Origin of the sequence: Kribbella sp. NPDC050124 (genome assembly GCF_044460355.1) — a bacterium.
Taxonomy (GTDB): Bacteria; Actinomycetota; Actinomycetes; order Propionibacteriales; family Kribbellaceae; genus Kribbella.
The window spans coordinates 113,203-137,601 of the sequence record NZ_JBITJU010000020.1 but is presented as its reverse complement, the minus strand read 5'-3'; the positions used below and the strand labels follow the sequence as shown (position 1 = coordinate 137,601).

23 protein-coding genes are annotated in these 24,399 nt (G+C 68.9%); 14 read left to right on the top strand and 9 right to left on the bottom strand.

Features of this window, described 5'->3' with window-relative positions; genetic code table 11:
* Nucleotides 1-5 precede the first annotated feature (5 nt).
* From ACIBL3_RS34590 to ACIBL3_RS34575, 4 genes are read right to left on the bottom strand one after another with little or no spacing between them, the layout of a single operon-like run.
* Nucleotides 6-1,223, bottom strand: a complete 1,218-nt coding sequence (locus tag ACIBL3_RS34590) for a sarcosine oxidase subunit beta family protein (RefSeq protein ID WP_396358041.1) — start codon at nt 1,221-1,223, stop codon at nt 6-8.
* Nucleotide 1,224: 1 nt separating this feature from the next.
* Nucleotides 1,225-2,541 carry a serine hydroxymethyltransferase gene (gene glyA, locus ACIBL3_RS34585; RefSeq protein WP_396358040.1) on the bottom strand — a complete coding sequence of 439 codons (1,317 nt, stop codon included), beginning with the start codon at nt 2,539-2,541 and terminating at the stop codon, nt 1,225-1,227.
* Between the two features lie 31 nt (nt 2,542-2,572).
* Complete coding sequence (locus ACIBL3_RS34580) at nt 2,573-3,709, bottom strand: aromatic ring-hydroxylating dioxygenase subunit alpha (protein ID WP_396358039.1); 1,137 nt, start codon at nt 3,707-3,709, stop codon at nt 2,573-2,575.
* A gap of 43 nt (nt 3,710-3,752) precedes the next feature.
* Nucleotides 3,753-6,191, bottom strand: a complete 2,439-nt coding sequence (locus tag ACIBL3_RS34575) for an FAD-dependent oxidoreductase (RefSeq protein WP_396358038.1) — start codon at nt 6,189-6,191, stop codon at nt 3,753-3,755.
* Between the two features lie 176 nt (nt 6,192-6,367).
* Here ACIBL3_RS34575 and ACIBL3_RS34570 point away from each other — a divergent pair, with 176 nt between their 5' ends.
* Nucleotides 6,368-7,096 carry a PIG-L deacetylase family protein gene (locus tag ACIBL3_RS34570; protein ID WP_396358037.1) on the top strand — a complete coding sequence of 243 codons (729 nt, stop codon included), beginning with the start codon at nt 6,368-6,370 and terminating at the stop codon, nt 7,094-7,096.
* Nucleotides 7,097-7,136: 40 nt separating this feature from the next.
* Entirely contained in the window at nt 7,137-7,874 is a 738-nt protein-coding gene (locus tag ACIBL3_RS34565) for an alpha/beta fold hydrolase (protein ID WP_396358036.1), read from the top strand.
* Here the strand turns inward: ACIBL3_RS34565 and ACIBL3_RS34560 are convergent.
* A complete protein-coding gene (locus ACIBL3_RS34560) occupies nt 7,863-9,185 on the bottom strand; it encodes an aminopeptidase C (RefSeq protein ID WP_396358035.1) in 1,323 nt (440 codons plus the stop codon). The two genes, ACIBL3_RS34565 and ACIBL3_RS34560, sit on opposite strands and share 12 nt — an antisense overlap.
* A gap of 126 nt (nt 9,186-9,311) precedes the next feature.
* Between ACIBL3_RS34560 and rpsR the strand changes: the two genes are divergently transcribed.
* On the top strand, nt 9,312-9,554 hold the full coding sequence (gene rpsR / locus ACIBL3_RS34555; RefSeq protein WP_396358034.1) for a 30S ribosomal protein S18: 243 nt from the start codon (nt 9,312-9,314) through the stop codon (nt 9,552-9,554).
* Between the two features lies 1 nt (nt 9,555).
* On the opposite strand, the gene ACIBL3_RS34550 is transcribed toward rpsR, so the two are convergent.
* Nucleotides 9,556-9,909 (bottom strand): hypothetical protein, encoded by a 354-nt coding sequence (locus ACIBL3_RS34550; RefSeq protein WP_396358033.1) that lies wholly within the window; start codon nt 9,907-9,909, stop codon nt 9,556-9,558.
* A gap of 94 nt (nt 9,910-10,003) precedes the next feature.
* On the opposite strand from ACIBL3_RS34550, the gene ACIBL3_RS34545 reads away from it, so the two are divergent.
* Nucleotides 10,004-10,324, top strand: coding sequence for a helix-turn-helix domain-containing protein (locus ACIBL3_RS34545; RefSeq protein WP_396358032.1), 321 nt, complete (start codon nt 10,004-10,006; stop codon nt 10,322-10,324).
* Between the two features lie 50 nt (nt 10,325-10,374).
* Here ACIBL3_RS34545 and ACIBL3_RS34540 read toward each other — a convergent pair whose 3' ends face one another.
* On the bottom strand, nt 10,375-11,016 hold the full coding sequence (locus ACIBL3_RS34540; protein ID WP_396358031.1) for a response regulator: 642 nt from the start codon (nt 11,014-11,016) through the stop codon (nt 10,375-10,377).
* Complete coding sequence (locus ACIBL3_RS34535) at nt 11,013-12,518, bottom strand: PspC domain-containing protein (RefSeq protein ID WP_396358030.1); 1,506 nt, start codon at nt 12,516-12,518, stop codon at nt 11,013-11,015. The genes ACIBL3_RS34540 and ACIBL3_RS34535 overlap by 4 nt, the downstream gene beginning before the upstream one ends.
* A gap of 196 nt (nt 12,519-12,714) precedes the next feature.
* Between ACIBL3_RS34535 and ACIBL3_RS34530 the strand changes: the two genes are divergently transcribed.
* From ACIBL3_RS34530 to ACIBL3_RS34495, 8 genes are all read left to right on the top strand, one after another.
* Nucleotides 12,715-14,049: a PspC domain-containing protein gene (locus ACIBL3_RS34530; RefSeq protein ID WP_396358029.1), complete on the top strand. Its 1,335-nt coding sequence runs from the start codon at nt 12,715-12,717 to the stop codon at nt 14,047-14,049.
* The gene (locus ACIBL3_RS34525) at nt 14,046-14,237 is read left to right on the top strand and encodes a hypothetical protein (protein WP_396358028.1); all 192 of its coding nucleotides are present in this window, start codon (nt 14,046-14,048) and stop codon (nt 14,235-14,237) included. Before ACIBL3_RS34530 ends, ACIBL3_RS34525 begins: the two co-directional genes overlap by 4 nt.
* A 158-nt stretch (nt 14,238-14,395) precedes the next feature.
* Entirely contained in the window at nt 14,396-15,148 is a 753-nt protein-coding gene (locus ACIBL3_RS34520; RefSeq protein WP_396358114.1) for an MFS transporter, read from the top strand.
* Nucleotides 15,149-15,424: 276 nt separating this feature from the next.
* Nucleotides 15,425-15,625, top strand: a complete 201-nt coding sequence (locus ACIBL3_RS34515; RefSeq protein WP_132208951.1) for a cold-shock protein — start codon at nt 15,425-15,427, stop codon at nt 15,623-15,625.
* A gap of 279 nt (nt 15,626-15,904) precedes the next feature.
* Nucleotides 15,905-17,941, top strand: a complete 2,037-nt coding sequence (locus ACIBL3_RS34510; protein ID WP_396358027.1) for a hypothetical protein — start codon at nt 15,905-15,907, stop codon at nt 17,939-17,941.
* Nucleotides 17,942-18,032: 91 nt separating this feature from the next.
* Nucleotides 18,033-19,298 carry an ABC transporter substrate-binding protein gene (locus ACIBL3_RS34505; RefSeq protein ID WP_396358026.1) on the top strand — a complete coding sequence of 422 codons (1,266 nt, stop codon included), beginning with the start codon at nt 18,033-18,035 and terminating at the stop codon, nt 19,296-19,298.
* 206 nt (nt 19,299-19,504) lie between these two features.
* Complete coding sequence (locus tag ACIBL3_RS34500; protein ID WP_396358025.1) at nt 19,505-20,320, top strand: carbohydrate ABC transporter permease; 816 nt, start codon at nt 19,505-19,507, stop codon at nt 20,318-20,320.
* Entirely contained in the window at nt 20,320-21,192 is an 873-nt protein-coding gene (locus ACIBL3_RS34495; protein WP_396358024.1) for a carbohydrate ABC transporter permease, read from the top strand. Before ACIBL3_RS34500 ends, ACIBL3_RS34495 begins: the two co-directional genes overlap by 1 nt.
* Before the next feature lie 9 nt (nt 21,193-21,201).
* Here the strand turns inward: ACIBL3_RS34495 and ACIBL3_RS34490 are convergent, their stop codons facing one another.
* Complete coding sequence (locus ACIBL3_RS34490) at nt 21,202-22,167, bottom strand: LLM class flavin-dependent oxidoreductase (protein WP_396358023.1); 966 nt, start codon at nt 22,165-22,167, stop codon at nt 21,202-21,204.
* 96 nt (nt 22,168-22,263) lie between these two features.
* Between ACIBL3_RS34490 and ACIBL3_RS34485 the strand changes: the two genes are divergently transcribed.
* Both ACIBL3_RS34485 and ACIBL3_RS34480 read left to right on the top strand, forming a co-directional pair.
* Nucleotides 22,264-23,418 carry a mandelate racemase/muconate lactonizing enzyme family protein gene (locus tag ACIBL3_RS34485; protein WP_396358022.1) on the top strand — a complete coding sequence of 385 codons (1,155 nt, stop codon included), beginning with the start codon at nt 22,264-22,266 and terminating at the stop codon, nt 23,416-23,418.
* A gap of 8 nt (nt 23,419-23,426) precedes the next feature.
* Nucleotides 23,427-24,389, top strand: coding sequence for a dihydrodipicolinate synthase family protein (locus ACIBL3_RS34480; RefSeq protein WP_396358021.1), 963 nt, complete (start codon nt 23,427-23,429; stop codon nt 24,387-24,389).
* Nucleotides 24,390-24,399 lie beyond the last annotated feature (10 nt).

Genomic DNA, 24,399 nt, shown 5'->3' with positions numbered 1-24,399 from the left:
TCGGATCAGTGGGCGACGCCGGCCGCGCCGTGCTCGTCGATCAGCGCACCGGTCGTGAACCGCTCCAGGCCGAAGGGCCGGTTCAGCTCGTGCGGCTCGCCGGTCGCCATCGTGTGCGCCATCGCCCAGCCGGCCGCCGGCGTGGCCTTGAAACCGCCGGTGCCCCAGCCGGCGTTGACGTAGAGGTTGTCCACCGGGGTGGCTCCGATGATCGGCGAGGCGTCCGGGGCGACGTCCACGATGCCGCCCCAGGTCCGCAGCAGGTGCGCGCGGCCGAAGATCGGGAACAGCTCCAGCGCAGCCGCCATCTGCCGCTCGATCACGTGGAACGAGCCGCGCTGGCCGTAGCCGTTGTAGGCGTCCACCCCCGCACCCATCACGAGCTCGCCCTTGTGCGCCTGCGAGACGTACACGTGGACGTAGTTCGACATCACCACGGTCGGGTGCACCGGCTCGTAGAGCTCGGAGACGAGCGCCTGCAAGGGGTGCGACTGGACCGGCAGCCGGAAGCCCGCCTTCTCGGCGAGCACGCTGCTGTGACCGGCCGCGACCAGGCCGACGGTGCCGGCGTTGATCCGGCCGCGCGTGGTCTCGACCCCGACGACCCGGTTGCCGTCCTTGACGAACCCGGTGACCTCGCAGTTCTGGATGATGTCCACCCCCATCGCGTCGATCGCGCGCGCGAAGGCCCAGGCGACGTGGTCGTGCTTGGCGATCCCGGCCCGCGGCTGGAACGTCGCGCCCAGGACCGGATAGCGCACGTCGGGCGAGACGTTGACGATCGAGCAGACCTTCGCGACCTCGTCGGGCTCCAGCCACTCGGCGTCCACCCGGTTCAGCCGGTTCGCCTCGACCCGCCGTACCGAGTCGCGGACGTCCTGCAGCGTGTGCGCGAGGTTCAGCACGCCGCGCTGGCTGAACAGGAAGTCGTAGTCGAGCTCGGCCGGCAGTTGCTCCCACAGCTTCAGCGCGAACTCGTAGATCGCCGCGCTCTCGTCCCACAGGTAGTTGGAACGGATGATCGTGGTGTTGCGAGCCATGTTGCCGCCCGCGAGCCAGCCCTTCTCGAGGACGGCGATGTTGGTCATCCCGTGATTGCTCGCCAGGTAGTACGCCGTGGCGAGGCCGTGACCGCCACCGCCGACGACGATCGCGTCGTACGACGACTTGGGATTCGGGTCCCGCCACAGCCAGGCGGGGTGCTCCGGAAGCGGCTTGGCCATCTCAGTCCTCCTGCGGGGGGTACAGCGGGAACTTGGACGCGAGCGCCTCGACCCGGCCACGCAGCCCGGCGGCCTGCTCCGGATCCCCGGACCCGGTCAGCGCGGCGGCGATGATGTCCGCGACCTCCTCGAAGGCCACCGCGTCGAACCCACGGGTCGCGAGCGCCGGCGTGCCGATCCGCAGGCCCGACGAGATCATCGGCGGCCGCGGGTCGAAGGGCACCGCGTTGCGGTTCACGGTGATCCCGATCGAGTGCAGCCGGTCCTCGGCCTGCTGCCCGTCGAGCTCACTGTTGCGCAGGTCGACGAGGACCAGGTGAACGTCGGTCCCGCCGGTGAGGACCGAGATCCCGGCGGCGGCGACGTCGGCCGCCGACAGCCGTCGGGCCAGGAGCTGCGCGCCTTCGAGCGTGCGCTCCTGGCGGTCGCGGAACTCTTCCGCAGCCGCCAGCTTGAACGCCACCGCCTTGGCCGCGATCACGTGCTCGAGCGGACCGCCCTGCTGGCCGGGGAAGACCGCCGAGTTGATCTTCTTCGCCAGCTCGGCCTTGCTCAGCACGACTCCACCGCGAGGACCGCCGAGCGTCTTGTGCGTCGTGGTCGTGACGACGTCGGCGTACGGCACCGGGTTCGGGTGCAGCCCGGCCGCGACCAACCCGGCGAAGTGCGCCATGTCCACCATCAGGTAGGCGCCGACGAGATCCGCGATCCGGCGGAACTCGGCGAAGTCGAGCTGCCGCGGGTACGCCGACCAGCCGGCCACGATCAGCTTCGGCCGGTGCTCGACGGCCAGCCGCTCGACCTCGGCCATGTCGATCCGGCCGCGCTGACCTTGGGTGGCGTCGTCGGACACCTGGTAGGCCACGACGTTGTAGAGCTTGCCGGAGAAGTTGATCCGCATCCCGTGCGTCAGGTGACCGCCGTGGGCCAGATCCAGACCGAGGATGGTGTCCCCGGGGTCGAGCAGCGCGAACATCGCGGCCGCGTTCGCCTGGGCGCCGGAGTGCGGCTGGACGTTGGCCGCCTCGGCGCCGAACAGTGCCTTGACCCGGTCGATGGCGAGTTGCTCGACCACGTCGACGTGCTCGCAGCCGCCGTAGTACCGGCGCCCCGGGTAGCCCTCGGCGTACTTGTTCGTCAGCACCGAGCCCTGAGCCTGCATGACGGCTCGGGGCGCGAAGTTCTCCGACGCGATCATCTCCAGCGTCGTCTGCTGGCGGACCAGTTCGAGGCCGACCGCGGCAGCGATCTCCGGGTCGAGGTCGGCCAGGCTGCGGTCGAGGACAGTGCCCGCCCGCGCGGTGTCGTTCGTCGTCACGATCGTCTTCCTTCCGGAGCGCGGATGGCCGTCAGGTGTTCGGGTTGAGCGAGTCGAGGACCCACTGGTGGAACTCGGCGATGTGGTGCTCACTCGGCACCAGGACGCCACCGTCGGCGTACATCCGCGAGTCGGTGGCGGCCTGGCAGCGCTCACAGGCGTCGAAGTCCTGCTGGTTCACCCGGTGGAAGAGCTCGACGGACTTCGACAGGTCCTTGCCTTCAGCAACAACGTCGGGCAGGTAGAGCCAGTCGCACTCGACGATCGTGTGGTCGGGGGCGAGCGGGAACATCCGGTGGATGATCACGTGGTCCGGAACCAGGTTGACGAAGACCTGCGGGCGGATCGTGACCGCGTAGTAGCGGCGGTCCTGGTCGTCGGAGACACCCGGGATCCGGTCGAGGCCCTCGGAGCCGTCGACGGTGAACCCCTTGATCTCGTCGCCGAACAGTGCGCCGTGGCCGACGAAGTACTGCGCGGCGAAGCCGTCGGCGAACTCCGGCAGCACCTCGGTGAGCTCCGGGTGGATGGTCGCGCAGTGGTAGCACTCCATGAAGTTCTCGATGATCAGCTTCCAGTTCGCCTTCACGTCGTACGTGATCCGGCGGCCCAGCTCGAGGTTCTGCACGCCGTAGTGCTCGATCGACTCGACGTCGCCGAGCCGGGTCCGGACCGCGCCGACGACCGTCTCGTCGAACGACGGCGCGTCCGGCGCCAGGCAGACCCACACGTAGCCCAGCCATTCCCGGACGTGGACCTTGCGGAGTCCGTACTCGACCCGGTCGATGTCCGGCATCTTGGTCAGGTTGGGGGCGGCGACCAGCTTGCCGTCGAGGTCGTAGGTCCAGGCGTGGTACGGGCACTGGAAGGCGCGCTGCGTCTCCCCGGACTCCTCGGTGCAGAGCTTGGCGCCGCGGTGCCGGCAGATGTTGAAGAAGGCGCGCGCCTCGCCGCGTCGCGAGCGGGTGATCAGGATGCTCTCGCGGCCGATCTGGACCGTCCGGAAGGCGCCCGGCGTGGCGATGTCGCCGGACCGGATCGCGCAGAACCACAGCTGCTCGAAGATGAGCTCCTGCTCGCGGGCAAAGAGCTCGGGGTCCGAGTAGGCGGATCCCGGCAGCGTCGGCAGGAAGCTCTCCGGGAGGGTCTTGTGCTCGGTGATGGTCATACTGTCTGTGCTCCTTGCAGACGTGGAACCAGCAGGGTGAGGGTCAGCCGCGCAGGCGGGTCATCGTCGGGTCGAACAGCGGCTCGGCGGCGACGACGGCCTGGACCCGGCGGCCGAAGTAGCCGATCTCGACCGGGGTTCCGGGGGTGGCGACGTCGGCCGGCAACCAGGCGTAGGCGATGCCCTTGCCGATCGTGTAGCCGAAGGCGGCGCTGGTGACGTAGCCGGCCGGGCGGCCGTCGGCGAACACCGGCTCCTTGCCCACGACAACGTCCGCCGGCTCGTCGACGGTCAGGCACGCGAGCGTGCGCGTCCGGTTCTCCTTCCGGCGCAGCAGCGCGTCCCGGCCGATGAAGTCACCCTTGTCGAGCTTCACGGCGAAGCCGACCCCAGCTTCGTACGGGTCGTGCTCGAAGGTCATGTCGGCGCCGAACGAGCGGTACCCCTTCTCCAGCCGGAGGCTGTTGAACGCACCGCGACCGGCGGCGATGAGGCCGTGATCCTGGCCGGCGTCCCAGATGGTGTCCCACAGCCGGAGACCCAGGTCGGCCGTGGTGTAGATCTCCCAGCCCAGCTCGCCGACGTAGGACAGGCGCATCGCGGTGACCGGGACATTGCCGATGCTGAATCGGGCGGCCCGGAAGTACTTCAGGCCGTCATTGGTCAGGTCCGCATCCGTGAGCCCGCTGAGGACCTCGCGGGCCTTGGGGCCCCACAGGCCGATGCAGCACGTGCCCGGCGTGATGTCCGTGACCACGACCGACCCGTCCGCGGGCAGGAAGCGGTTGAACCAGTCGGTGTCGAGGGCGCCGTTGACACCGGCCTGGTAGTGGTTCGGGCCCAGGCGCGCAATGGTGACGTCACTGCGGATACCGCCGTCGACGTCGAGCAGCAGGGTGTAGATCACCGAGCCGACGGTCCGGTCGACGTTTCCGGTCGTCAGGCGCTGCAGGAACGCCGTCGCCCCGGGGCCGGTGACCGTCAGGCGCTTGAGCGCGGTCATGTCGTACATCGCGACCCCTTCGCGCGTCGCCTGGGCCTCGGCGCCGACGATCGGCGACCAGTACCGCGCGGCCCAGTCGTTCGGCTGCGGGACCTGGTAGCGGTCGAGGAGGCCTTTGTTGGCCTCGTACCACTGCGGGCGCTCCCAGCCGTTGGCCGGCAGGAAGAAGGCGCCGAGCTCCTGCTGCCGTGCGTAGTACGGCGAGGTGCGGACTTCCCGGGGCGAGTCCATCGGCTGCAGGGGGTGGAGGATGTCGTAGACCTCGACGAAGTTCTGGCAGTCGCGCTCGAGGATGTACTCCGGCACGAGCTGGTAGTCCTCGAACCGGTTCACGTCGCACTCGTGCAGGTCGAAGCTCTCGCTGTGCCCGTTGGCCAGCCACTCGGCCACGGCACGGCCGACGCCGGCCGAATGCGTCACCCACACGGCTTCCGCGACCCAGAAGCCGGAGACCTCCGGTGACTCACCGAGCAGCGGCATGCCGTCGGGCGTGAAGGAGAAGACGCCGTTGATCCCTTCCTCGATCTTCGCGTCGGCGGTCGGGGGAAGCAGCGACTGGGTCTCGTCCCAGGCCGGGGCGAAGTCGTCAGGGGTGAACTCGAGGACGGACGGCATCACGTCGGCGTCCTCGACCGACACCAGGTCGTTCGCGTCGATCGGCATCGGCCGGTGGCCGTAGAAGCCGATACCGAGCTGGTCGAACCGGTCGCGGTAGTAGAGGTCGGCGTCCTGGTGACGAAGGATCGGGCGGACCGCCTCCTCGGTCTGGCCGGCCAGCGCCGGAATCGGGCCGGTCCACGCGAGCTGGTGCGCCAGCGGGGTCAGCGGCAGGTTCATGCCGACCAGGGCCGCGACCTTCGGTCCCCAGATGCCGGCACAACACACGACCACGTCGGCCGGGATCTCACCATGGTCGATGACGACCCCCACGACCTTCCCGTCCTCGACCGAGATGCCGGTGACCTCGTGCCGGGGCAGGAACTTCACCCCGCGACTCTTCGCCCGGTCGATCTGGGCCTCGACCGCCCACAGCGCCTTGGCCAGGCCGTCGGTCGGGCAGTGCAACCCGCCGAGCACCCGCTCACGGTCGACCAGCGGGTGCAGCTCGACGCAGCGCTCCGCGTCGACCACCTCCGCCTCGACGCCCCAGGAGGTGAGCCAGCCGTGCCGGCGGTGGATCTCCGCCAGGCGCTCCGGCGTCGTCGCGACCTCCAGGCCGCCGACCTGGAGGAAGCACGACTGACCCTCGTGCTCCAGCCCGACGAACTTCTCGACGGTGTAGCGCGCGAGGTCGGTCAGCACCTTGGACCCGCTGGCCTGGAACACCAGGCCGGGGGCGTGCGAGGTGGAGCCGCCGGTGGCCGGCAGGTCGCCCTGGTCGAGGACGACGATGTCGGTCCAGCCGAGGGCGGACAGCTCGTCCGCGAGCGCGGCGCCCACGACTCCGGCACCGATGACGACAGTTCGACGTCCCACCATCCTGAAGCCTCCCTGTTGCGTATCCTGCACAGCATTGCGACACAAGCAACAATGCAGTCGCCACGCCGATGTCGTCAAGACCTAAGCCGGATCCCACCGGACCTCGTCGTCACCGCATCCTGCGGCCACCTGGAAGGCAGAACGCCTGTCGGCGTCCGTCGACTAGGGTCTGTGAGGTGAGCGTGCCTGAGGGGAATCCGCGGCCGGACAGCGAGATCGAGCGAGTGCTGGTCGTGGTCGCGCACCCCGACGACATCGACTTCGGCGGCGCGGGGACGGTCGCCGGCTGGACCAAGGCCGGGATCGAGGTGCACTACTGCATCGTCACCGACGGTCAGGCGGGTGGTTTCGAGCCGGACCGGGACCGGGCCGAGATTCCCGCCGTACGCCGGGCCGAGCAGACGACGGCCGCCGAGCACGTCGGCGTCCGCGACCTGCACTTCCTCGGATACGTCGACGGCCAGGTCGAGGCGAGCCCGCAGCTGGTCCGCGACCTCACCCGGCTGATCCGCCAGGTCCGTCCGCAGCGCCTGCTCACCCAGTCACCCGAACGCTGGTGGTCACGCCTGCAGGTGTCCCACCCCGACCACCTCGCCACCGCTGAGGCGACCGTCCGCGCCTTCTACCCCGCCGCCGGCAACCCCTACGCGTACGACGACCTGACCGAGGAGGCCTGGGACGTCGGCGAGCTGTGGATGATGGAACACCCCGAACGCAACCACTGGGTCGACATCACCGACACCATCGAGCAGAAGATCGCCGCGCTGCTGTCCCACGCCAGCCAGCACCGCGATCCGGAGACGCTCGCCGCCAACATGCGGCGCTGGTCGCAGCAGAACGCCCGCGACGCCGGCCTCCCGGCGAACCACCACGCCGAGGCCTTCACCGTCATCCGCCTCGGCTAATCGGTTTGCGATCCGTGGTGTCAGCGGCGATGGTTCGGGCATGACGATTGCTCATTGGGTGGTTGGGGACGGGCCGGCGCTGCTCCTGGTGCACGCCGGAGTGGCTGATGCCCGGATGTGGGCCAGGCAGGTCGACGAGCTGAGCCAGGACCACCGGGTGATCACGCTGGACCTCCGCGGGTACGGCGAGACACCGCTCGAGCCCGCGGCCAAGTACTCGGACGCCGGCGACCTGATCGCGGTGCTCGACGAGCTCGGCGTCGACACGGTCGAGGCGGTCGGAGCGTCGTACGGCGGCTATGTCGTGCAGCAGGCGGCCAGTCGGCACCCGGAGCGGTTCAGCCGCTTGGTGCTGCTCTGCGCGCCGACCGACGGGGTGGTGCCGACCGACGACCTCCGCGCCGTCTGGGGCGAGGAGGAGCAGTTGCTGGAGGCGAACGACGTCGACGGCGCGACGGACCTCATGGTGCGGAGCTTCATCGGCCCGGACGCCTCCGACGAGGCGCGTGAGCTGCTTCGGACCATGCAGAAGCGGGCGTACGACGTCCAGCTCGCCGCCGGCGACGTCGACAACGAGGAGTGGCCGGTCGAGCCGGAGAAGATCACTGCGCCCGTGAGGTTGGTCACGGGCGCACATGACTTCGCGTGGTTCGGCAACTGCGCGGCCTACCTGGCCGAGCGGCTGCCGAACGCCGAGCTCGTCGAGCTGCCGTGGGCCGGCCACCTGCCGACCCTCGAACGACCCGCCGAGGCTCTGGGACTGGTACTAGTGCGCTAGGGCGCCCATCGGGTCCCAGGCGGGCAGGACGATCGGCGACTCGTCGAGGCGGGCCTGGAGCTCGGCCGGCAGGGCGGACCGCCGTACGGCGATCTCGAAGACGTGCTCGCCGAACCACGAGTCGTTCATGGTCCAGAAGCCGCTGTCCGCCTTCTCGTCACCCCAGCTGTTCTCCACCCGCCAGCGCCGCGGCTTGCCGTCCACGACGTCGACGCCGGTGAACAGCATCGCGTGCGTCATCAACGTCTCGTGGTGCAGCAGCCGGTCGGCCTTGTCCAGGGTGAACTTGGCGTCGTAGACCGAGCCGTAGTCGTACAGCTTCTCGTCCCAGTAGCCGAGGTCGGCGTTCATCTGCTTGCCGACGTCACAGCCGAACCAGACCGGCTCGCCGCCGACGATCGCGTCCTGGGTGAGCTGCTTCATCAGCTCGATGTCGACGTTCAGGTACACCACCGGCGGCGCGTCGATGACGTTGCCGAGGAAGTCGACGGTGAAGGTCTTGCCGACCGGGCTGGACGCGCGCGGGTCGTGCACCAGGCAGACGTAGTCGTCCACCGGCAGTTGCACGTAGGCCGCCGCGAACTCGGCCGGCGTCGTCCAGCCGTCGCGGTGGAAGCCCTTGTCGCTGTCCTTCCACTGCCACAGGAACTTCTGCGGCGGCGTGCCGAGGTGGATGCTGAGCACCCGGTGCACGGTGGTCAGGATCTCCTGCTTGCGGTCGCGCCGCGTCTCGACACCGTCCAGCGCGCGCAGGTCGCGGGCCCCCTGGCGGAGCAGTTTGCGCAGGGTGTCGTTCAGCTGGGCGGTCGAGGAGGAGCTCTCGGTCTCCGGCATCGCCGACTTCGGCACCAGGCCGTGCTTGCGGACCAGCGCGACGAACATGTTCCACTGGCCGCCGTCGCCGATCGGGTCGGACAGCAGGTGCGCCACGGTCCGGTCGTCGACGTTCCGGCCGGCGGTCTCGATGATCGCCTCCAGGAAGAAGTTCGAGCGCTCCATCTTGTCCCAGAACAGCAGGTAGTTCTGGGAGAACTCGAAGTCCTTCACGCCGAGCTTCCCGGCCGCGCCGACGCGGAGCAGGTTCAGCCCGGCGAACAGCCAGCAGCGGCCGCTCTTCTTCTGGTTCGTCACCTTCCAGTCGTCGAGCAGATGCGACACGGAGTGGTCGATCGAGGTGACGACCTGGCGGTCGAGGGCGATGGTGTTCACCGGCGTCTGCGTGACGGCGTTCTGCATCACCCGGTACTGCGGGTTCGACACGAACTCCTTCTCGAAGAGCGCGAGCTGTTCGGGTGTGAGATTCCGCTCCATAGCACTCGACGGTATAACAGCCGCCAAGCCCGCAGCGCCTTCGCCGGGGTGGCGAATCCGTGCCCTGTCCACAACGCGACACAGCGGCTATCCTAATTGAAAACGACATTCAACAAGGAGGTCCCGATGCCCCGACGCCCCGCGCCGACCGGCAAGCGGAAGCCGAAGCAGAACCCGCTCGACCGCGACGGCATCACCTACATCGACTACAAGGACATCGCGCTGCTGCGCAAGTTCATCTCCGACCGCGGCAAGATCCGGTCCCGGCGTGTCACCGGGCTGAGCGTGCAGCAGCAGAAGCAGGTCGCCCGCGCGATCAAGAACGCCCGCGAGATGGCCTTGCTGCCGTACACGTCGTCCAACCGGTAGGTCAGTTCCAGAAGACGGCGATGATCGCGTTCAGCAGCGTCAGGCCACCGATCCCGAAGAAGACGCCGCGGCTGATCGCCGGGCGCTTGCGGTGCGCGAACACCAGCCCGCTGATCACCAGCACGACGACCAGCTTGACCGCGATCTTGGTGTTGTCGACGGTGAAGTCGTCGTCCTTCACACCGGACGCGAGCCCGACCAGCAGCACCCCGGTGACCAGCTGGGTCAGCGCCCCGTGCAGCATCGCCGCGTTGACCACCGGCGCCTTCGACTTCAGCTGGGTGAAGAACCCGCCGAACAGGGCCGCGAAGCCGACCAGGTGCAGCAGGGTCAGCACGTCGTGCAGGAAGTCCATGGGCGCAACCCTAGCGAGCGCTTGAACGGGTCGGTCTTCCGCTCTCCGGAAGTGGGCGGTTTCCGCTCAGTGGAAGGCGCGCCATACTGCCGGGATGACGGCGAGTGTGAGCTCGAGGCTGCTGGCGGTGCTCCGCACCTTCAGCCATCGCACGCCGCTGCAGACGCTGTCCGAGATCAGCCGCCGGTCCGGTCTGCCGCTGACCACGACGCACCGGCTGGTCCATGAACTCCTGCAGGGTGGCGCGCTCGAACGTGAAGACGACGGCCGCTACCGGATCGGCTTGTGGCTGTGGGAGCTCGCCGCCCTCGCACCACGCGGACTCGGCCTGCGTGAGGTCGCGCTCGGCGCGCCCAGCGCCACCGGCCTCCCCAAGTCGGTCCGACGTACGTCGAGCACCTGGCAGCCGAACTGACGTCCGCTCGACGAGGCTGACCGCCAACGTGGTGGTCTTGGCCGGTGGGCTCAGACCAGGCGGCGGTCGGTCGCCCAGCGGGTGAGCTCGTGCCGGTTGGAGAGCTGGAGCTTGCGCAGTACGGACGAGACGTGGGTCTCCACGGTCTTCACCGAGATGAAGAGCTCGCGGGCGACCTCCTTGTAGGCGTAGCCGCGGGCGATCAGCCGCAGCACCTCACGCTCACGCTGCGACAGCCGGTCCAGGTCCTCGTCCACCGAGGCGATGTCGATCGCACCGGAGAACGCGTCCAGTACGAACCCGGCCAGCCGCGGCGAGAACACCGCGTCGCCGTCCGCCACCCGCCCGATCGCGTCGACCAGCTCGGCGCCGCTGATGTTCTTGGTGACGTACCCGCGGGCGCCGGCCCGGATCACGCCGATCACGTCCTCGGCGGCGTCCGACACCGACAGCGCCAGGAACTTCACGTCCGGGTGCCGCTGGTGGACCTGCTTCATCACCTCGGTGCCACCGCCGCCGGGCAGGTGGACGTCGAGCAGCACGACGTCCGGCTCGGTCCCGACGATCGCCTTCACGGCGCTGTCGACGTCGGCGCCCTCACCGACGATCTCGACCGCGGCGCCGATCTCGCTGCGCACCCCGGCCCGGAACATGTCGTGGTCGTCGACGACGACAACGCGCCTCTGGGTCATCTGTCCATCTCCAGTCGCACTTCGGTCCCTGTCTCCGGATCGGACCGCACCGTCGCGCGGCCGCCGTGCCGTTCCATTCTGCCCAACACACTGTGCCGCAGGCCGAGCCGATCCTCCGGCACGCCGTCGACGTCGAATCCCTTGCCCCGGTCCCGGACGAAGATCTCCGCCCGGTCGCCGTCCACCTCGACGAACACGTCGATCTTGGCCGCACCGGAGTGCTTGGCTGCGTTCACCATCGACTCGCGCGCGGCGCGGACCATCGAGGACAGCGGCTCGGTCAGCTCGCAGTCCCCGACCGTCACCACCTCGACCGGCACCCCGTGCGAGTCCTCGACCTCGGCTGCAGCCCGCTTGGCGGCGCCGGAGAGGGTCTGGTCGGTCTTGTCGTCCTCGTCGTACAGCCAGGTCCGCAGCTCGCGCTCCTGCGAGCGGGCCAGCCGTGCGACGGCCTTCGGGTCGTTGGCCTGCTTCTGGATCAGGGCCAGCGTCTGCAGCACCGAGTCGTGCAGGTGAGCGGCCATGTCGGCGCGCTCCTGCGACCGGACGCGCTCTGCCCGCTCCGCGTTCAGGTCCCGGGTCAGCCGGTGCACCCACGGCCCGGCGATCACGCCGATCCCGACCACGGCGAGCAGCAGCGCGACCAGTACGTCGCCGACCATCGAGAGCCGGCCGTTCTGGACCAGGAACACCGTGATCGCGGTGCCGATCAGGATCAGGCCGACGGCGATCCGGACCAGCGACTTCCAGCCGCCCTTGCCGAGCACCAGGCCGAGGATCGGGACCCGGACCGACTGCGCCCACTCGCTCTTCTGGCTCTCGTCGGCCTGCCGCCAGATCAGCGCCAGACCGGTGCCGGCGAACACCAGCGGCCAGAACATCTTCCCGGCGATCCCGAGCCCGGCGACCTGCAGCAGGAGCAGCACACCGATGCCGACGACCACCAGGGCGGTCACCTGGCCGCGGCTCTTCTCTTTCTTCCGCTCCTTGGCCTCGGTCACCGGCTGTGGCGGCGGCTGGTCGGTCCGTAGGCCACCCCGGGTGTGCGCCGCCAGCCCAGGCGCGGCCGGCATCGCGGGAGTGCCCAGCGGCATCAGGAACCAGAGCGCTGCGTATATCAGTACGCCGAACCCGCCGAACACCGTGGCCGCGATCAGCACCAGCCGTACGACGGTGTCCGACACCCCGAGGTGGTCCGCCACACCGCCCGCGACCCCAGCGACCACACGTCCGTCGGTACGGCGGTAGGCGCGGCGCACCGGCGGCTGCTCGTACGGTGGGCCTTGCGGAGCGCCGTACGGTGGCTGCTGAGGGCCGTACGGCGGTGCCTGCTGGCCGGCGTACGCGGCGTAGGGGCCCTGGTACTGCCTCGGGCCCTGGGGCCCCCAGCCCTTGTACTGCCACTGGCCGGTGTCTTGGTCACCACGGCCGTGCGGCGGCCCGGGAGGGGTCCCCGGCGTGGAGGACCCGCCCGTGGGCGCGGCGCTGGCTGGCTGAGTCATGTCCCCTCGATCGTCACATGTCGACCGGGCCGACACCAGCAGGCTTGTCCCTAGCCGTCTCCTCAGCCCCCGGCCGGCGGGCTCAGGGTCGTACCGGGGAGAACCCCGAGCGGCGGGCGCCCCGGGAGCCGACCCGGGGTCGCGAGAGGGGGATCCCCGATGTTGTCCGCGCGGGTGCGGGGCCACTATCGATGGCATGGAGCAGAACTCGAGTGGACCCGGTGGGTTCGACCGCGGCAACCTGCAGAACGTGCAGAGTTGGCAGCGCAGCCGGTCGGACCGGATGGTGGCCGGCGTCTGCGGCGGCATCGGCCGCGCGCTGAACATCGACCCGGTGCTGATCCGCGTCGTGATGGCGGTGCTCATCCTCAGCGGTCCCGGGGTGATCTTCTACATCGCCGCTTGGGTGCTGATGCCCGACGAGGGCAGCGACCGCTCCGCGGCGCAGGGTCTGCTCGGCGACCGGGTCCGTCCGGACCACCCGTGGCTGTGGCCGGTCGTGATCGGCGTCTGCGTGTTCTTCGCGATCGCGATGATGTCGTCGTTCGACTTCGGCCGGTTCGTGCCCGGGCCGTTGATCGTGCTCGCGGTGATCTGGCTCGTCGCGTCCCAGCGTCGCCGGCTCAAGAAGAACAAGGCGAACTGGACGCCCGACGGCAACTGGACCGGCCCGCAGTGGGCCGGACCGGCAGGTCCCAACCCGCAGCAGCCGACTGCTCCGATGGGTCAGCCGACCACGTCGACGTACATGCCTCCCCAGACCGGCCCGTCTGCTCCCCCGGCGGGCCCGTCGTCCTCGGCCACACCGCGGCCCCAGGACCGCACCGTCGAACCGGTCCAGCCCGTGTGGACCGAGGACGACCCTCTCGGCCTGTACGTCGACGAGCCGCCCACGTCACGTCCGCCGACGACCACCAAGCCGGCGGAGCCGCCCGTCAAGGGCATGCGGGGCGTGAAGTCGATCATCGTCGTACTGACCGGCATCGCGATCGTCATCGCCCACGCGGCCGGCGCGCCCACCGCCACGATGCTGATCATCGGCCTGGTCACCCTGGGCGCCGGGATGCTGATCGGCGGGTTCCTGGGCAAGACGCTGGCGCTGCTGCCGCTGGGCATCCTGCTCGCGGCGGGCGCCGCGGCCAGCACGGTGTTCCCGGAGGTGCCGCGCAACGTCGCGGACACCAACTACGTCGCGCCGGCCGGGTCGTCGATCACGGCGACCAACACGAAGTACGTGTTCGACGCCGGGACGGTCAAGCTGGACCTGACCAAGGCGACGTTCGCCGAGGGCGCCAAGGTCGAGGTGCACGGCGGCGTCGGCGAGGTCGTCGTCAAGGTGCCGCAGAACGTCGACATCGAGGGACAGCTGTCCGCCAAGATGGGCGAACTGGTCTGGCTGAACGAGAACAAGGGCGGCAAGGACGTCGAGCTGACCCTCAAGGACCTCGGCGCCGACGGCAAGCCCGGCCCGGAAACTGTCACACTGGACCTGGACATGAAACTCGGCAGCATCAAAGTGGAGCGCGGATGAAGCAGCGGAAGAAGGGGGCGAAACCGGACGTTCCCGGCATCATCGCGGGCACCGTCCTGTCCGGGGCCGCCACCATCTGGATGCTGACCGACAACGGCGTCCTGCAGACCGACGACCTCGGCGTGACCAGCGCTCTCCTGCTGGTAGCTGCCGGCGCGATCGGCCTGGCTGCCTCCCACCGCAGCTAACTCGGTGGACCTCGTCCAGGGCCTTCTCCAGGCTCATCGGCATGTCCAGCCCGGAGGCCAGTAGACCGTAGCCACCGGTTGTTCGGTGGCACGTCCCGCACCCGAACTGCCGGCGATGACATCGCCCACGATCTGGGCGTCTCCATCCCCGCCACCGGCTGCTCACCTCGAGCTTCACCGTGCTGCTGGTCACCCGCGTGCTCGCGGCGTTGGCCAACGCCGGCTTCCTCGCGATCGCGCTCGCCACCGCGACCAGCCTGGTGAGGCCCGACGCCAGGGGTCGCGCGACCTCCGTACTGCTCGGGGGTACGACGCTCGCCTGCATCGCCGGCGTACCAGGGGGTGCCGTGCTCGGCCAGCACTTCGGTTGGCGGGCTGCGTTCTGGGCAGTCGCGATCATCTCGCTCCCGGCGCTGATCGCGATCCTGCGTGCGGTCCCCGCAGTCCGGATCACCAGCCCGTCCGCGCCGCACGGACTACGTCCACAACGGCATCTCGTCGTACTGCTGCTCCTTGGGGCTTTGGTCAACGGGGCAACGTTTTGCCCGATCGTCGTGACGTCCGCCTGGTGTTCGTTGCTGCGAGCACCTTGTTGGTCGGCTGGGCCGCGTTCGACCGCGTCCCTCGCGCCCACGACCGTCGTGCTGGTCTTCGTCCAGGGCCTGCTGTCCTTCGCAGTCGGCTCGACGGTGATCTCGTACGCCCTCTACGCCGCACCAGAATCCCCCGTCCTCGCGGGCGGCCTGGCCACCGCCTCCCTCAACGTCGGCGCCGCCCTAGGCCCCGCCCTCGGCGGCGCAGCCATCACCCTGACCGACTACCGCGCCCCACTCTGGCTCAGCGCCATCCTGGTCAGCATGGCGCTGATCCTCGCGTGCACCACCCGAGTTCGGGCCCGCCGCGACACGTAGAGCTGACCGTCTCCGACGTACCGCAGACCTCAATCGAGCACCAGTGCCGGTCGGACTGCGGTGGGTCAGCCAACCAGAGTGTGGGTTCCACCACCGCAGTCTGGTAGGCGAACCCACCCTCTGATGGGCTGACCCACCACAAGGGGGGCAGAGCTGCGCCAGCCGCGTTCACGGTTCCGCGGACAGTGCGCCGTACCGCGGACGACCTCCGCTAAGATTTGCTGCGCTACCCGAGGGGTCCGGGTGAAGCGGGTCCCGTTGTCACAGGAGTTCGTGATGGTGCGCGGCACCGTGAAGTGGTTCAACGCCGACAAGGGCTACGGCTTCCTTGCCGTCGAAGGCCAGGACGACGTGTTCGTCCACTGGAGCAAGATCGTCTCCGACGGCTACAAGACCCTGGAGGACGGCCAGCAGGTCGAGTTCCAGATCGTCGACGGCCCCAAGGGCCGCGAGGCCGACGCGGTCACCCCGGTCTGAACCGGACCACTCCCTCAGCCGCCCCGGAAACCGCTTACCCACGCCCGCGCTGTCCCGCCGAGGCCGAGCGCCGTACCGAGGTGCTGCGAGCCTGGCGGCGCTCGCCTCCGGCGAACTCTGACTGCACCGCGACGCTGCTCGCCCGGCGATCGGCCGTTTAACGGTCGAGGCCGTAAAGCTGGCAGAAGTGGCAAATCCGGCCGAGTGGTTGACTTCGGCATGCGGCCGGGGCTTACTTTCGGACAGGACCGTAAATAGGTCATCCACCGGAGGAATCGAATGCGATCAGCCCGTTCGCTCATCGCGGTGGCACTTGCCGCCCTGCTCGTCACCACTCTGACCACTCCCGCGAAGGCCGATCCACCGGCGCCGCCGGCACCGGCCGGACCGCCCACGGCGACTGTCACGTCACTCGGCACACCGCTGTCCGACGTCCTGCTGATCGGAGGAACCGTCGCGCCCGGCCCGAACGGGAAGGCCGCGATCTGGAACGTCTCGAGCAGCGACCCGGCGTACCTGAACGCCATCGACCCGGCCACCGGCACCCCGCTGGTGTCCGCCCCGCTCCCCGGAGCCGGCGGCAGCTACGCCGTGGCCGCGGCGCCCGACGGCACCATCTACACCGGCACCTACAACAACGGGCACCTGTACCGGTGGAAGCCGGGATCGGGGAACACCGTCGAGGACCTCGGCCGCCCGATCGCGACCGAGACCTTCATCCAGCGGATCACCACCGACGAGCAGGGCAACGTGTACGGCGGCACGTTCCCCAACGGCAAGGTGTTCCGCTTCGACCACGCGACCGGCGCGGTCCGCGACTACGGTCAGCTCAAGGCCGGCCAGACGTACGTCAAGAGCATCGACTACTGGAACGGCAAGATCTACGGCGGCACCATGCCGGACGCCCACGTTCTCGAGCTGGACGTGGCGTCGGGCGCGGTCACCGAGCTGCCGGCGCCGCCCGGACTGGGCGACCCGTCGGACAAGACCGTGTTCGACCTGAACACGCGGGCCGGCCGGGCGTACGTCCGGATCAGCACCGCCTTCCCCGGCCCGATGTACGTCTGGGACATCGCCAGCCGGACCTGGGTGGACGAGATCCCGAACGCGCACGGCCTGGACGTCTCCCCGGTCGGCGACAACGGCGAGATCTACCTGATCCAGTCCAGTGAGCTGAAGAAGTACGACCCGGCGACCAAGACGCTCACCGGCACCGGCCTGACCTTCACCGGCCGGATCCAGAACACCCGCTCGATCGGCTGGGCCGAGCTCGACCTGCCAGACTACCCGGGCAAGAGCATCGTCGGCACGCTCTGGCGGGGCGAGGAGTTCCGCTACAACCCGCAGACCGGCAAGTCGGAGATCTTCCAGACCTCGGTACGGCGGGAGCCGATCGAGATCCTGTCCGTGGCCGGAGGCAAGGACAACCTCTACGCCGGCGGATTCCTGAACGGCGGAGTCTCGGTGGTCAACCCCGACACCGGCGCGGCCAAGTTCAACCGCTTCTCGCAGACCGAGGCGCTGCTGGAGGGCAAGGACGGCAAGCTCTGGATCGGCGCCTATCCCGACGCCCGGGTGTACACCTACGACCTGAGCCGGCCGTGGAGCAGCCCGGAGTACTCGCCCGGTCCGCCCGGCACACCGGACAACCCCAAGCAGGTGCTCAACCTCAAGGCGGACATCTTCCAGACCCGGGCCCGGGCGCTGGTCGAGGTGGACGGCAAGCTCGCGGTCGGCACGATCCCCGACGGCGACCGCCTGGGCGGCGCGCTGGTGATCTACGACCCGAAGACCGGCACGTCGCAGAAGTACCGCAACGTCGTCCAGGACGAGAGCGTCTTCGGCCTGACCGCGCGCGCCGGCATCGTGTACGGCGGGACGTCGATCGCCGGCGGCCTCGCCACCACTCCACCGAGCCGGACCGAGGGCACCGTGTTCGCCTGGGACGTCCGGCGCGCCCGCAAGCTCTGGGAGACGGTGCCCGTGCCCGGCGCGATCACGGTGTCGTCGGTGACGTTCGGCCCGGACGGCCTGCTCTGGGGCGTGGCCGGCAAGACCGTCTTCGCGATGGACCCGCGCTGCGGCAAGGTGGTCAAGTCCTACGTTCTGGGAACGACGACGTCCAGCGGGGACATCGTCGCGACCGGAGAGGCGGTGTACGTGAGCATCGATCTGAACAAGATCTTCCGGATCGCACCGGGCAAGGCCCCGGCACTGCTCGTCTCGAAGGCACACCGCCGGCTCGGCGTCCGCAACGACCACCAACTGGTGCTCAGCTACGGCGCCGAGCTGTTCCGAGTTGATATCAGCCGTTGACAGCCGAAATTCGACAGGACTACTTTCGGTCCTGACCGTTATTCGGTTCCACTGCTTTCCGGCCCTGACTTCCGGACACCCAGGGGGTGCGATGAATTCCAGCGTCCGCCGCATCGCGGCACCACTCACGGCACTCGTGCTGGCCGCCGCTCTCAGTTCTTGCGGAGGCGACGACAGCTCGGGCTCGTCGGAGAAGAAGAGCGTCACGCTCTGGATGTATCCGGTGATCGCCGACCAGGCGACCAGTGACGCGTACTGGCAGAAGGTCGAGAAGGACTTCGAGTCCGCGAACACCGACATCGACCTGAAGATCGAGGCGCAGACCTGGAACGAGCGGGACCAGAAGCTCGCCGCCGCGTTCGCGGGCAAGAAGGGTCCGGACGTCGTACTGCAGATCCCGGACCAGTTGCCGCAGTACGTCAAGAACGGCTCGTTCGAGGCGATCGACGACGTGGTCGAGCCGGACAAGGACAAGTTCCTGCCGGCCGCGGTTCCGGGCCTGACGGTGGACGGCAAGGTGTACGCCGCGCCGATCTACCACACCGTGACCACGACGATGTTCAACAAGACGATCCTGGACAAGGCGGGGATCAGCAAGCCGCCGGAGACCTGGGACGAGATCAAGGCCGCCGCGCCGAAGATCAAGGCGGCCGGCTTCTCGACCCTGGACTACTCCGCGTCCCCGGAGGCGTCGCTGAACCTGAACTTCTACCCGCTGCTGTGGCAGGCAGGGGGCAAGGTGTTCAACGACGACGGCAAGACCGTCGCCTTCAACCAGGCGCCGGGCCTGGAGGCGCTGACCTTCCTGAAGGGCCTGTACGACCAGGGCGCGATCCCGAAGAGCTCGCTGACCAACGGCAACCTCGTCGCCGACCAGCCGCTCGGCAAGGGGCAGGTGGCGATGGCGTTCACCAGCACGCCGGCCGACGCCAAGACGGTGGCGGCGACCTGGGGGGCCGCCAACGTCGTCATCGGCACGCCGCTGACCGGTCAGAAGCAGGTCGGGTTCGGCCTGCCCGGCGGGCTGGCGGTGAACGCGGCCTCGGAGAACGTGGACGCGGCGAAGAAGTTCGTGTCGTTCATGATCCAGCCCGCGCAGGCGCAGGCGCTCAGCAAGGCGTCGGGCTTCTTCACCGCGCGCACCGACGCGAAGTCGGAGACCACGGATCCGGTGGCGCAGAAGTTCGCCGACCAGTTGCAGTACGCCTTCCCCGGTGAGCCGAACCAGTCCGCCCGCCAGGTGATGTCACTGCTGAGCGTGGAGATCCAGGCCGTGCTCACCGGCAAGAAGGCCCCCCAACAGGCCCTCGACGACGCCGCCAAGCAGGCCAACGACCTCCTGTCGAGACAACGTTGACCGAGGCCCGCCAAGCCAAGGCCACGGACCGAGCAGACACCGCGGCCGACACCACGACCCCGGCCCCGGGCTCAACCACGAGCCCGGGCGCCGGGGCCGGGCCCGACTCGAGCACGACCACCGGTTCTCGCGTTCGCTCTGTTCCTCAGCGCAGCACGCGGCGGTCGCTTCGGCGACCTTGGGTGGGTTTGCTGTTTGTGGCACCCATGCTGGTGTTGTTCTTGTTGTTCCGGTTCTTGCCGGTGGTTGGCGCGGGGCTGCTCTCGCTGACCGACTACCGGCTCAGCGGCCGCTGGTCGTTCATTGCCATGGACAACTACACCCGGCTGCTGCAGGACACCCTGTTCCACCAGGCCCTGCTCGTCACCCTCACCTACACGGTCATCTTCGTCCCGCTGACCGTCCTGCTCTCCCTCGGCACCGCCGTACTCCTGCACCAGGTGGTCTGGGGCCGCGGCTTCTTCCGCGGCGTCTTCTTCCTGCCGTACGTGACCAGCATCGTGCTCGCCGCGGTGATCTGGAAGTGGATCTACGACGCCCAGGACGGCCTGCTCAACGCACTCCTCGGGCTGGTCTCGATCGGCCCGATCGACTTCCTGGCCGAGTCCAACCTGGTGCTGCCGTCGATCGCGGTCACGTCGGCCTGGAAGGGATTCGGCTATTCGATGCTGATCCTGCTCGCCGGCTTGCAGGCAGTGCCCCGCTCGTACCTGGAAGCCGCGATGATCGACGGCGCCGGCACCTGGCAGCGGTTCCGCCACATCACGCTGCCGCAGCTGCGTCCGGTGCTGTTCTTCGTGCTGGTGATCGAGACCATCGGCGCGTTCCAGGTCTTCGACGCCATGTACGTGATGACCGGCGGCGGCCCGGTCCGGTCCAGCTACTCTCTCGTGTACTTCCTGTACGACAGCGGTTTCAAGTACTTCGACTTCGGCTACGCCAGCGCGATCGGCCTGGTGCTGTTCGCGATCGTGCTCATCGTCTCGCTCGTGCAGCGACGGCTGGTCGGGAGGGACGACTGATGGTGAACCTGCTGGAACGACCACGCGCCGGGGACACCACCCCACCGCCCAAGGCGGACAAGCGCCCGTTCGCGCGGCTCACCTTGCCGACGTTGCTGACCCTGACCGCGATCGTCACGATCGTGCCGTTCGCCGCGATGGTGCTGGTCGCGTTCGCGCCCCCGAGCGGCCGGACCTTCCCCGACGCGCTTGACCCGACCCGCTTCACCTTCGACAACTTCGCCCGGGTGCTGTCCAGCTCCGACATCCCCCGCTGGACGGTCAACTCGCTGCTCTACTCGCTGGTGTCGGTGGTGTTCGTCCTGCTGTTCGCGGCGATGGCCGGCTACGCGTTCGCGAAGAAGCGCTTCCCCGGCCGCGAGATCATGTTCTGGGCCTTCCTGGCCACGCTGATGGTCCCGTTCCAGGCGACCCTGATCCCGTCGTACATCCTGGTCTCGAGACTCGACTGGGTGGACAGCTACTGGGGACTCATCGTGCCCACGCTGGCGAACTCACAGGCGGTGTTCCTGCTCCGCCAGTTCATCAGCCAACTCCCCGACGAACTCTTCGAAGCCGCCGAGATCGACGGCGCCCCCGAGTGGCGCATCTTCACCCAGATCGTGCTCCCCCTGATCCGCCCCGCCCTGGCCACCCTAGGCATCTTCGTCTTCCTCTGGCACTGGAACGACTTCCTGTGGCCACTCGTCATCGGCCAGTCCGCCCAGATGCAGACGCTCACCGTCGGCCTGGCAACCCTCCAAACCCAAGCAGTCCCCATCAACCAAATCATGGCCGGCGCCACCATCACGGTCGTCCCCAGCCTCCTGGTCTTCGGCCTACTCCAACGCTACCTAACCGACAGCATCGCCATGTCCGGCCTGAAAGCCTGAGTCCGTGCGTTAGATCAATTCCCCGAAGGCTTCGATCGAGCGGAGGGTGTCGGTTTGGGAGAGGCCGGGGGGCTGGATGCGGAGGATGATGCCGTCGGCACCCATCTGCTCGTAGTGGGCCAGCCGCTCCGCGCACTCGACGGGTGAGCCGATCACGCTGCGGGCGGCGATGTCGTCCCAGCCCTGCGTGTAGCGGCTGGCATCCGCGGACGTGCGTTTCCACCCCGTGTAAGCGTCGTACAGATCCCGCAGCGGCTCCTCCAGCACCAGCCGCGCATCCTGCGACGTCGGCGCACAGAACCCCTCCCGGCAAAGGATCACCTCCCGCCCCAACGTCCCCTCGCCGGCCGGATACGACTGATATTCCGCAATCTTCGCCGGCAGATCCGAGTCCAACTCGTTGAACGACGTGGTCCACCCATCACACATCCGCGCCGTCCGCTCCAGTACGGCGGAAACCCGCCCACCGTTCCACAGCCGCGGCCGCGGACTCTGCACCGGTCGCGGCGACAGGAACGCCTCGCTGATCGACGTGAACTTCCCGTCATACGTGACCTCGTCCGACGTCCACAACCGAGTCAGGATCGTCAGGCACTCCTCGAACCGCGCGACCCGCTCCGCCTGAGTCACGCCGTACAGGGCGAACTCCTCCGGCCGATACCCGAGCACGAACCCAGCGGTCAGCCGCCCACCGGACAGCACGTCGACATGCGCAAGCGTCTCGGCCAGTACGACGGGGTCGTAGAGCGGCGCCACGATGCCAGAGGTCGCCAGGCCGATCCGGTCCGTCTTGCCGGCCAGGTAGGCCAGTGTGGTGAGGATCTCGTGGTACCCGGGCCGGTGCAGGTGCCGTTCGCCGAGCACGATCCACTCGAACCCGGCCTGCTCGGCCAGTCGTGCCTGCTCGACGGCGTCCTCGAGTCGCGGCCGCTCGTCCGGGGTGCCGTAGAGGTTCAGATAGAGGCCCAGGCGCATCGGGGTGCCACCTTCCGTTGACAGAGAGCGCTCGCGGTATTTACGGTCTTGACCGTAAGTCCTTTCTCGCCAGAATGCGACCCTGAGGAGCCGGATTTGAGTGTCGTACCGCATCCGGTCGGGTTGCCGGCCGAACCCGGGGCCGTGCCGGCCGGCGCAGCCGAGCCGGTCAGCGCGGCAGGGCCGATCAGTGCGATCAAGACCCGCGTGGTCAGTGCGCCGTACCGGCGTCCGTTCCAGATCAGCAGCGGGATCAGCACCGAACTGATCAGCCTCGTGGTCGAGGTGCACACCGCGGACGGCGCGCTCGGCATCGGTGAGACCTCGCCGATGACGGCGTACACCGGGGAGACGCTGGCCGGCGTCCAGGCTGCCATCGAGGAGCACCTCGCCCCCGCGCTGATCGGCCGCGACCCGCTGGACCGTGCCGGAGCCCACCTGGTGATGGACTCCGTTCTCCGTGGGCAGCACGTGGCCAAGTCCGGCCTCGACATCGCCCTGTACGACCTGGCCGGACGGCTGAGCGGCTGGCCCGTGCACGCACTGCTCGGCGGCAGCATCAGGGACCGTGTGCAGACCACCTGGGTCGTCGGGCTCGGCACACTCGACGAGATGGCGGCTGAGGCCGCCGAGTACGCCGACCGGGGCTTTCGGCACCTGAAGGTCAAGGGCGGCCACGAGCCGGCCAAGGACCTCGAGCTGGTACGAGCGGTCCGCGCGGCCATCCCCGCGGACGCCGAGCTGTGCCTCGACGCCAACGAGGGGTACGACGCCTCGACCGCACTGCCGTACCTGGCGAAGATGGCCGACGCCGGCCTGACCCTGCTGGAGCAGCCGCTGCCCCGGTGGGACCTGGCGGGACTCGTCCGGCTGCGGGAGCGCCTCGACGTACGCCTGATGGTCGACGAGAGCATGCACTCGCTGCAGGACGCTCTGGAGATCGCCCGGCGCGGTGCGGCCGACGTACTGAACATCAAGATCCTCAAGGTCGGTGGGCTGCACAGAGCCCTGCAGATCGCCAACGTAGCCGAGGCTGCGGGCCTGGCGGTGAAGGTAGGCTCGATGCCCGAGCTGGGCGTGGCCACCCTGGCCGCCGTCCACCTGGCCGCCGCCGTACCCGGTGCGACCGTCGCTGCGGACCTGGTCGGGCCGCTGATGGTGCACGAGGACCCGCTGGCTCCGACCGTGTTCGCCGACTGTGACGGCTGGATCGACGTACCAAAGCGCCCAGGCCTCGGCCACGACGTCTGAGAGGTCCGATGCATCCACTCGTCGAGCAACTCCGCGGCACGCTGCTCCCTGCCGTCGTCACGCCGATGGACACCGACGGTGTCATCGCGTACGACGCTCTGACCGCCTACGCCGGCCGCATGGCGACAGAACCCATCGGTGGGGTCGCTATGTGGGCTCACACCGGCCGTGGGCTCTACCTGTCCGCTGCGGACCGCTCCAAGGTCCTGGAGACGTGGCGAGAGGCGACAGACGTCCCGATCGTCGCAGGGGTCGGCGTACCGCGCGCTGAGGCCGCAGAGACACTCCAAGAGGCTGCTGACGCGACTGTGGCGATGGCTTTGCAGGCTGCCGCGGGCGGAGCCGATGCAGTGATGGTCTACCCGCTGGCAGCCCTCGGCGAGCAACCGGACGGCCATGCACAGGCCGTTGCGTTGCATGAGCGCGTGGCCGCCGAGAGTGGGCTGCCTCTGGTCGGCTTCTATCTGCATGGCGAAGCCGGTGGGTACCCGTACTCGCCTGAGCTCATCCGCGACCTGCTGAGCCTGGACGCCATGCTCGGCGTCAAGACAGCCACGCTGGACCGAGCCATCGGCTGTCAGGACGCCATCTGGGCCGGACGCGACACCGGCAAGCTGCTGATCACCGGTGAGGACCGGATGTACGGGCCGTCGTTCATGTGGGGCGCCGACACCGCTCTGGTGGGTATTGCCGCTGCACAGGTCGAGTTATCGGCCGCCGTACTGCGTGCTTGGACGTCAGGCGACCACAGCGGCTTCCTGACTGCCTCCGACCGGCTGGACCGCTTCGCTGCCGCGACCTTCTACGCGCCGATCGAGGGCTACGTGCAGCGCATGCACTGGGCCGCGGTCTGGGAGGGCCTGATCCCCGAGGACGCCGCCCACGACCCGTACGGCCCGGACCTGCCCGCCGCCGAGCGTGACGTCGTGATCCGCTGCCTCGAGGAGCTCAGCCACTATCCTGCGAGTTAAGGGCCCGACC

Excerpts from the sequence above, each read along its gene's own strand:
- ACIBL3_RS34590 (WP_396358041.1), bottom strand. The coding sequence starts at position 1,223 with ATGGCCAAGCCGCTTCCGGAGCACCCCGCCTGGCTGTGGCGGGACCCG.
- ACIBL3_RS34580 (WP_396358039.1), bottom strand. The coding sequence starts at position 3,709 with ATGACCATCACCGAGCACAAGACCCTCCCGGAGAGCTTCCTGCCGACG.
- ACIBL3_RS34575 (WP_396358038.1), bottom strand. The coding sequence starts at position 6,191 with ATGGTGGGACGTCGAACTGTCGTCATCGGTGCCGGAGTCGTGGGCGCC.
- ACIBL3_RS34565 (WP_396358036.1), top strand. The coding sequence starts at position 7,137 with ATGACGATTGCTCATTGGGTGGTTGGGGACGGGCCGGCGCTGCTCCTG.
- ACIBL3_RS34560 (WP_396358035.1), bottom strand. The coding sequence starts at position 9,185 with ATGGAGCGGAATCTCACACCCGAACAGCTCGCGCTCTTCGAGAAGGAG.
- rpsR (WP_396358034.1), top strand. The coding sequence starts at position 9,312 with ATGCCCCGACGCCCCGCGCCGACCGGCAAGCGGAAGCCGAAGCAGAAC.
- ACIBL3_RS34550 (WP_396358033.1), bottom strand. The coding sequence starts at position 9,909 with ATGGACTTCCTGCACGACGTGCTGACCCTGCTGCACCTGGTCGGCTTC.
- ACIBL3_RS34545 (WP_396358032.1), top strand. The coding sequence starts at position 10,004 with ATGACGGCGAGTGTGAGCTCGAGGCTGCTGGCGGTGCTCCGCACCTTC.
- ACIBL3_RS34540 (WP_396358031.1), bottom strand. The coding sequence starts at position 11,016 with ATGACCCAGAGGCGCGTTGTCGTCGTCGACGACCACGACATGTTCCGG.
- ACIBL3_RS34535 (WP_396358030.1), bottom strand. The coding sequence starts at position 12,518 with ATGACTCAGCCAGCCAGCGCCGCGCCCACGGGCGGGTCCTCCACGCCG.
- ACIBL3_RS34530 (WP_396358029.1), top strand. The coding sequence starts at position 12,715 with ATGGAGCAGAACTCGAGTGGACCCGGTGGGTTCGACCGCGGCAACCTG.
- ACIBL3_RS34525 (WP_396358028.1), top strand. The coding sequence starts at position 14,046 with ATGAAGCAGCGGAAGAAGGGGGCGAAACCGGACGTTCCCGGCATCATC.
- ACIBL3_RS34515 (WP_132208951.1), top strand. The coding sequence starts at position 15,425 with ATGGTGCGCGGCACCGTGAAGTGGTTCAACGCCGACAAGGGCTACGGC.
- ACIBL3_RS34510 (WP_396358027.1), top strand. The coding sequence starts at position 15,905 with ATGCGATCAGCCCGTTCGCTCATCGCGGTGGCACTTGCCGCCCTGCTC.
- ACIBL3_RS34505 (WP_396358026.1), top strand. The coding sequence starts at position 18,033 with ATGAATTCCAGCGTCCGCCGCATCGCGGCACCACTCACGGCACTCGTG.
- ACIBL3_RS34500 (WP_396358025.1), top strand. The coding sequence starts at position 19,505 with ATGCTGGTGTTGTTCTTGTTGTTCCGGTTCTTGCCGGTGGTTGGCGCG.
- ACIBL3_RS34495 (WP_396358024.1), top strand. The coding sequence starts at position 20,320 with ATGGTGAACCTGCTGGAACGACCACGCGCCGGGGACACCACCCCACCG.
- ACIBL3_RS34490 (WP_396358023.1), bottom strand. The coding sequence starts at position 22,167 with ATGCGCCTGGGCCTCTATCTGAACCTCTACGGCACCCCGGACGAGCGG.
- ACIBL3_RS34480 (WP_396358021.1), top strand. The coding sequence starts at position 23,427 with ATGCATCCACTCGTCGAGCAACTCCGCGGCACGCTGCTCCCTGCCGTC.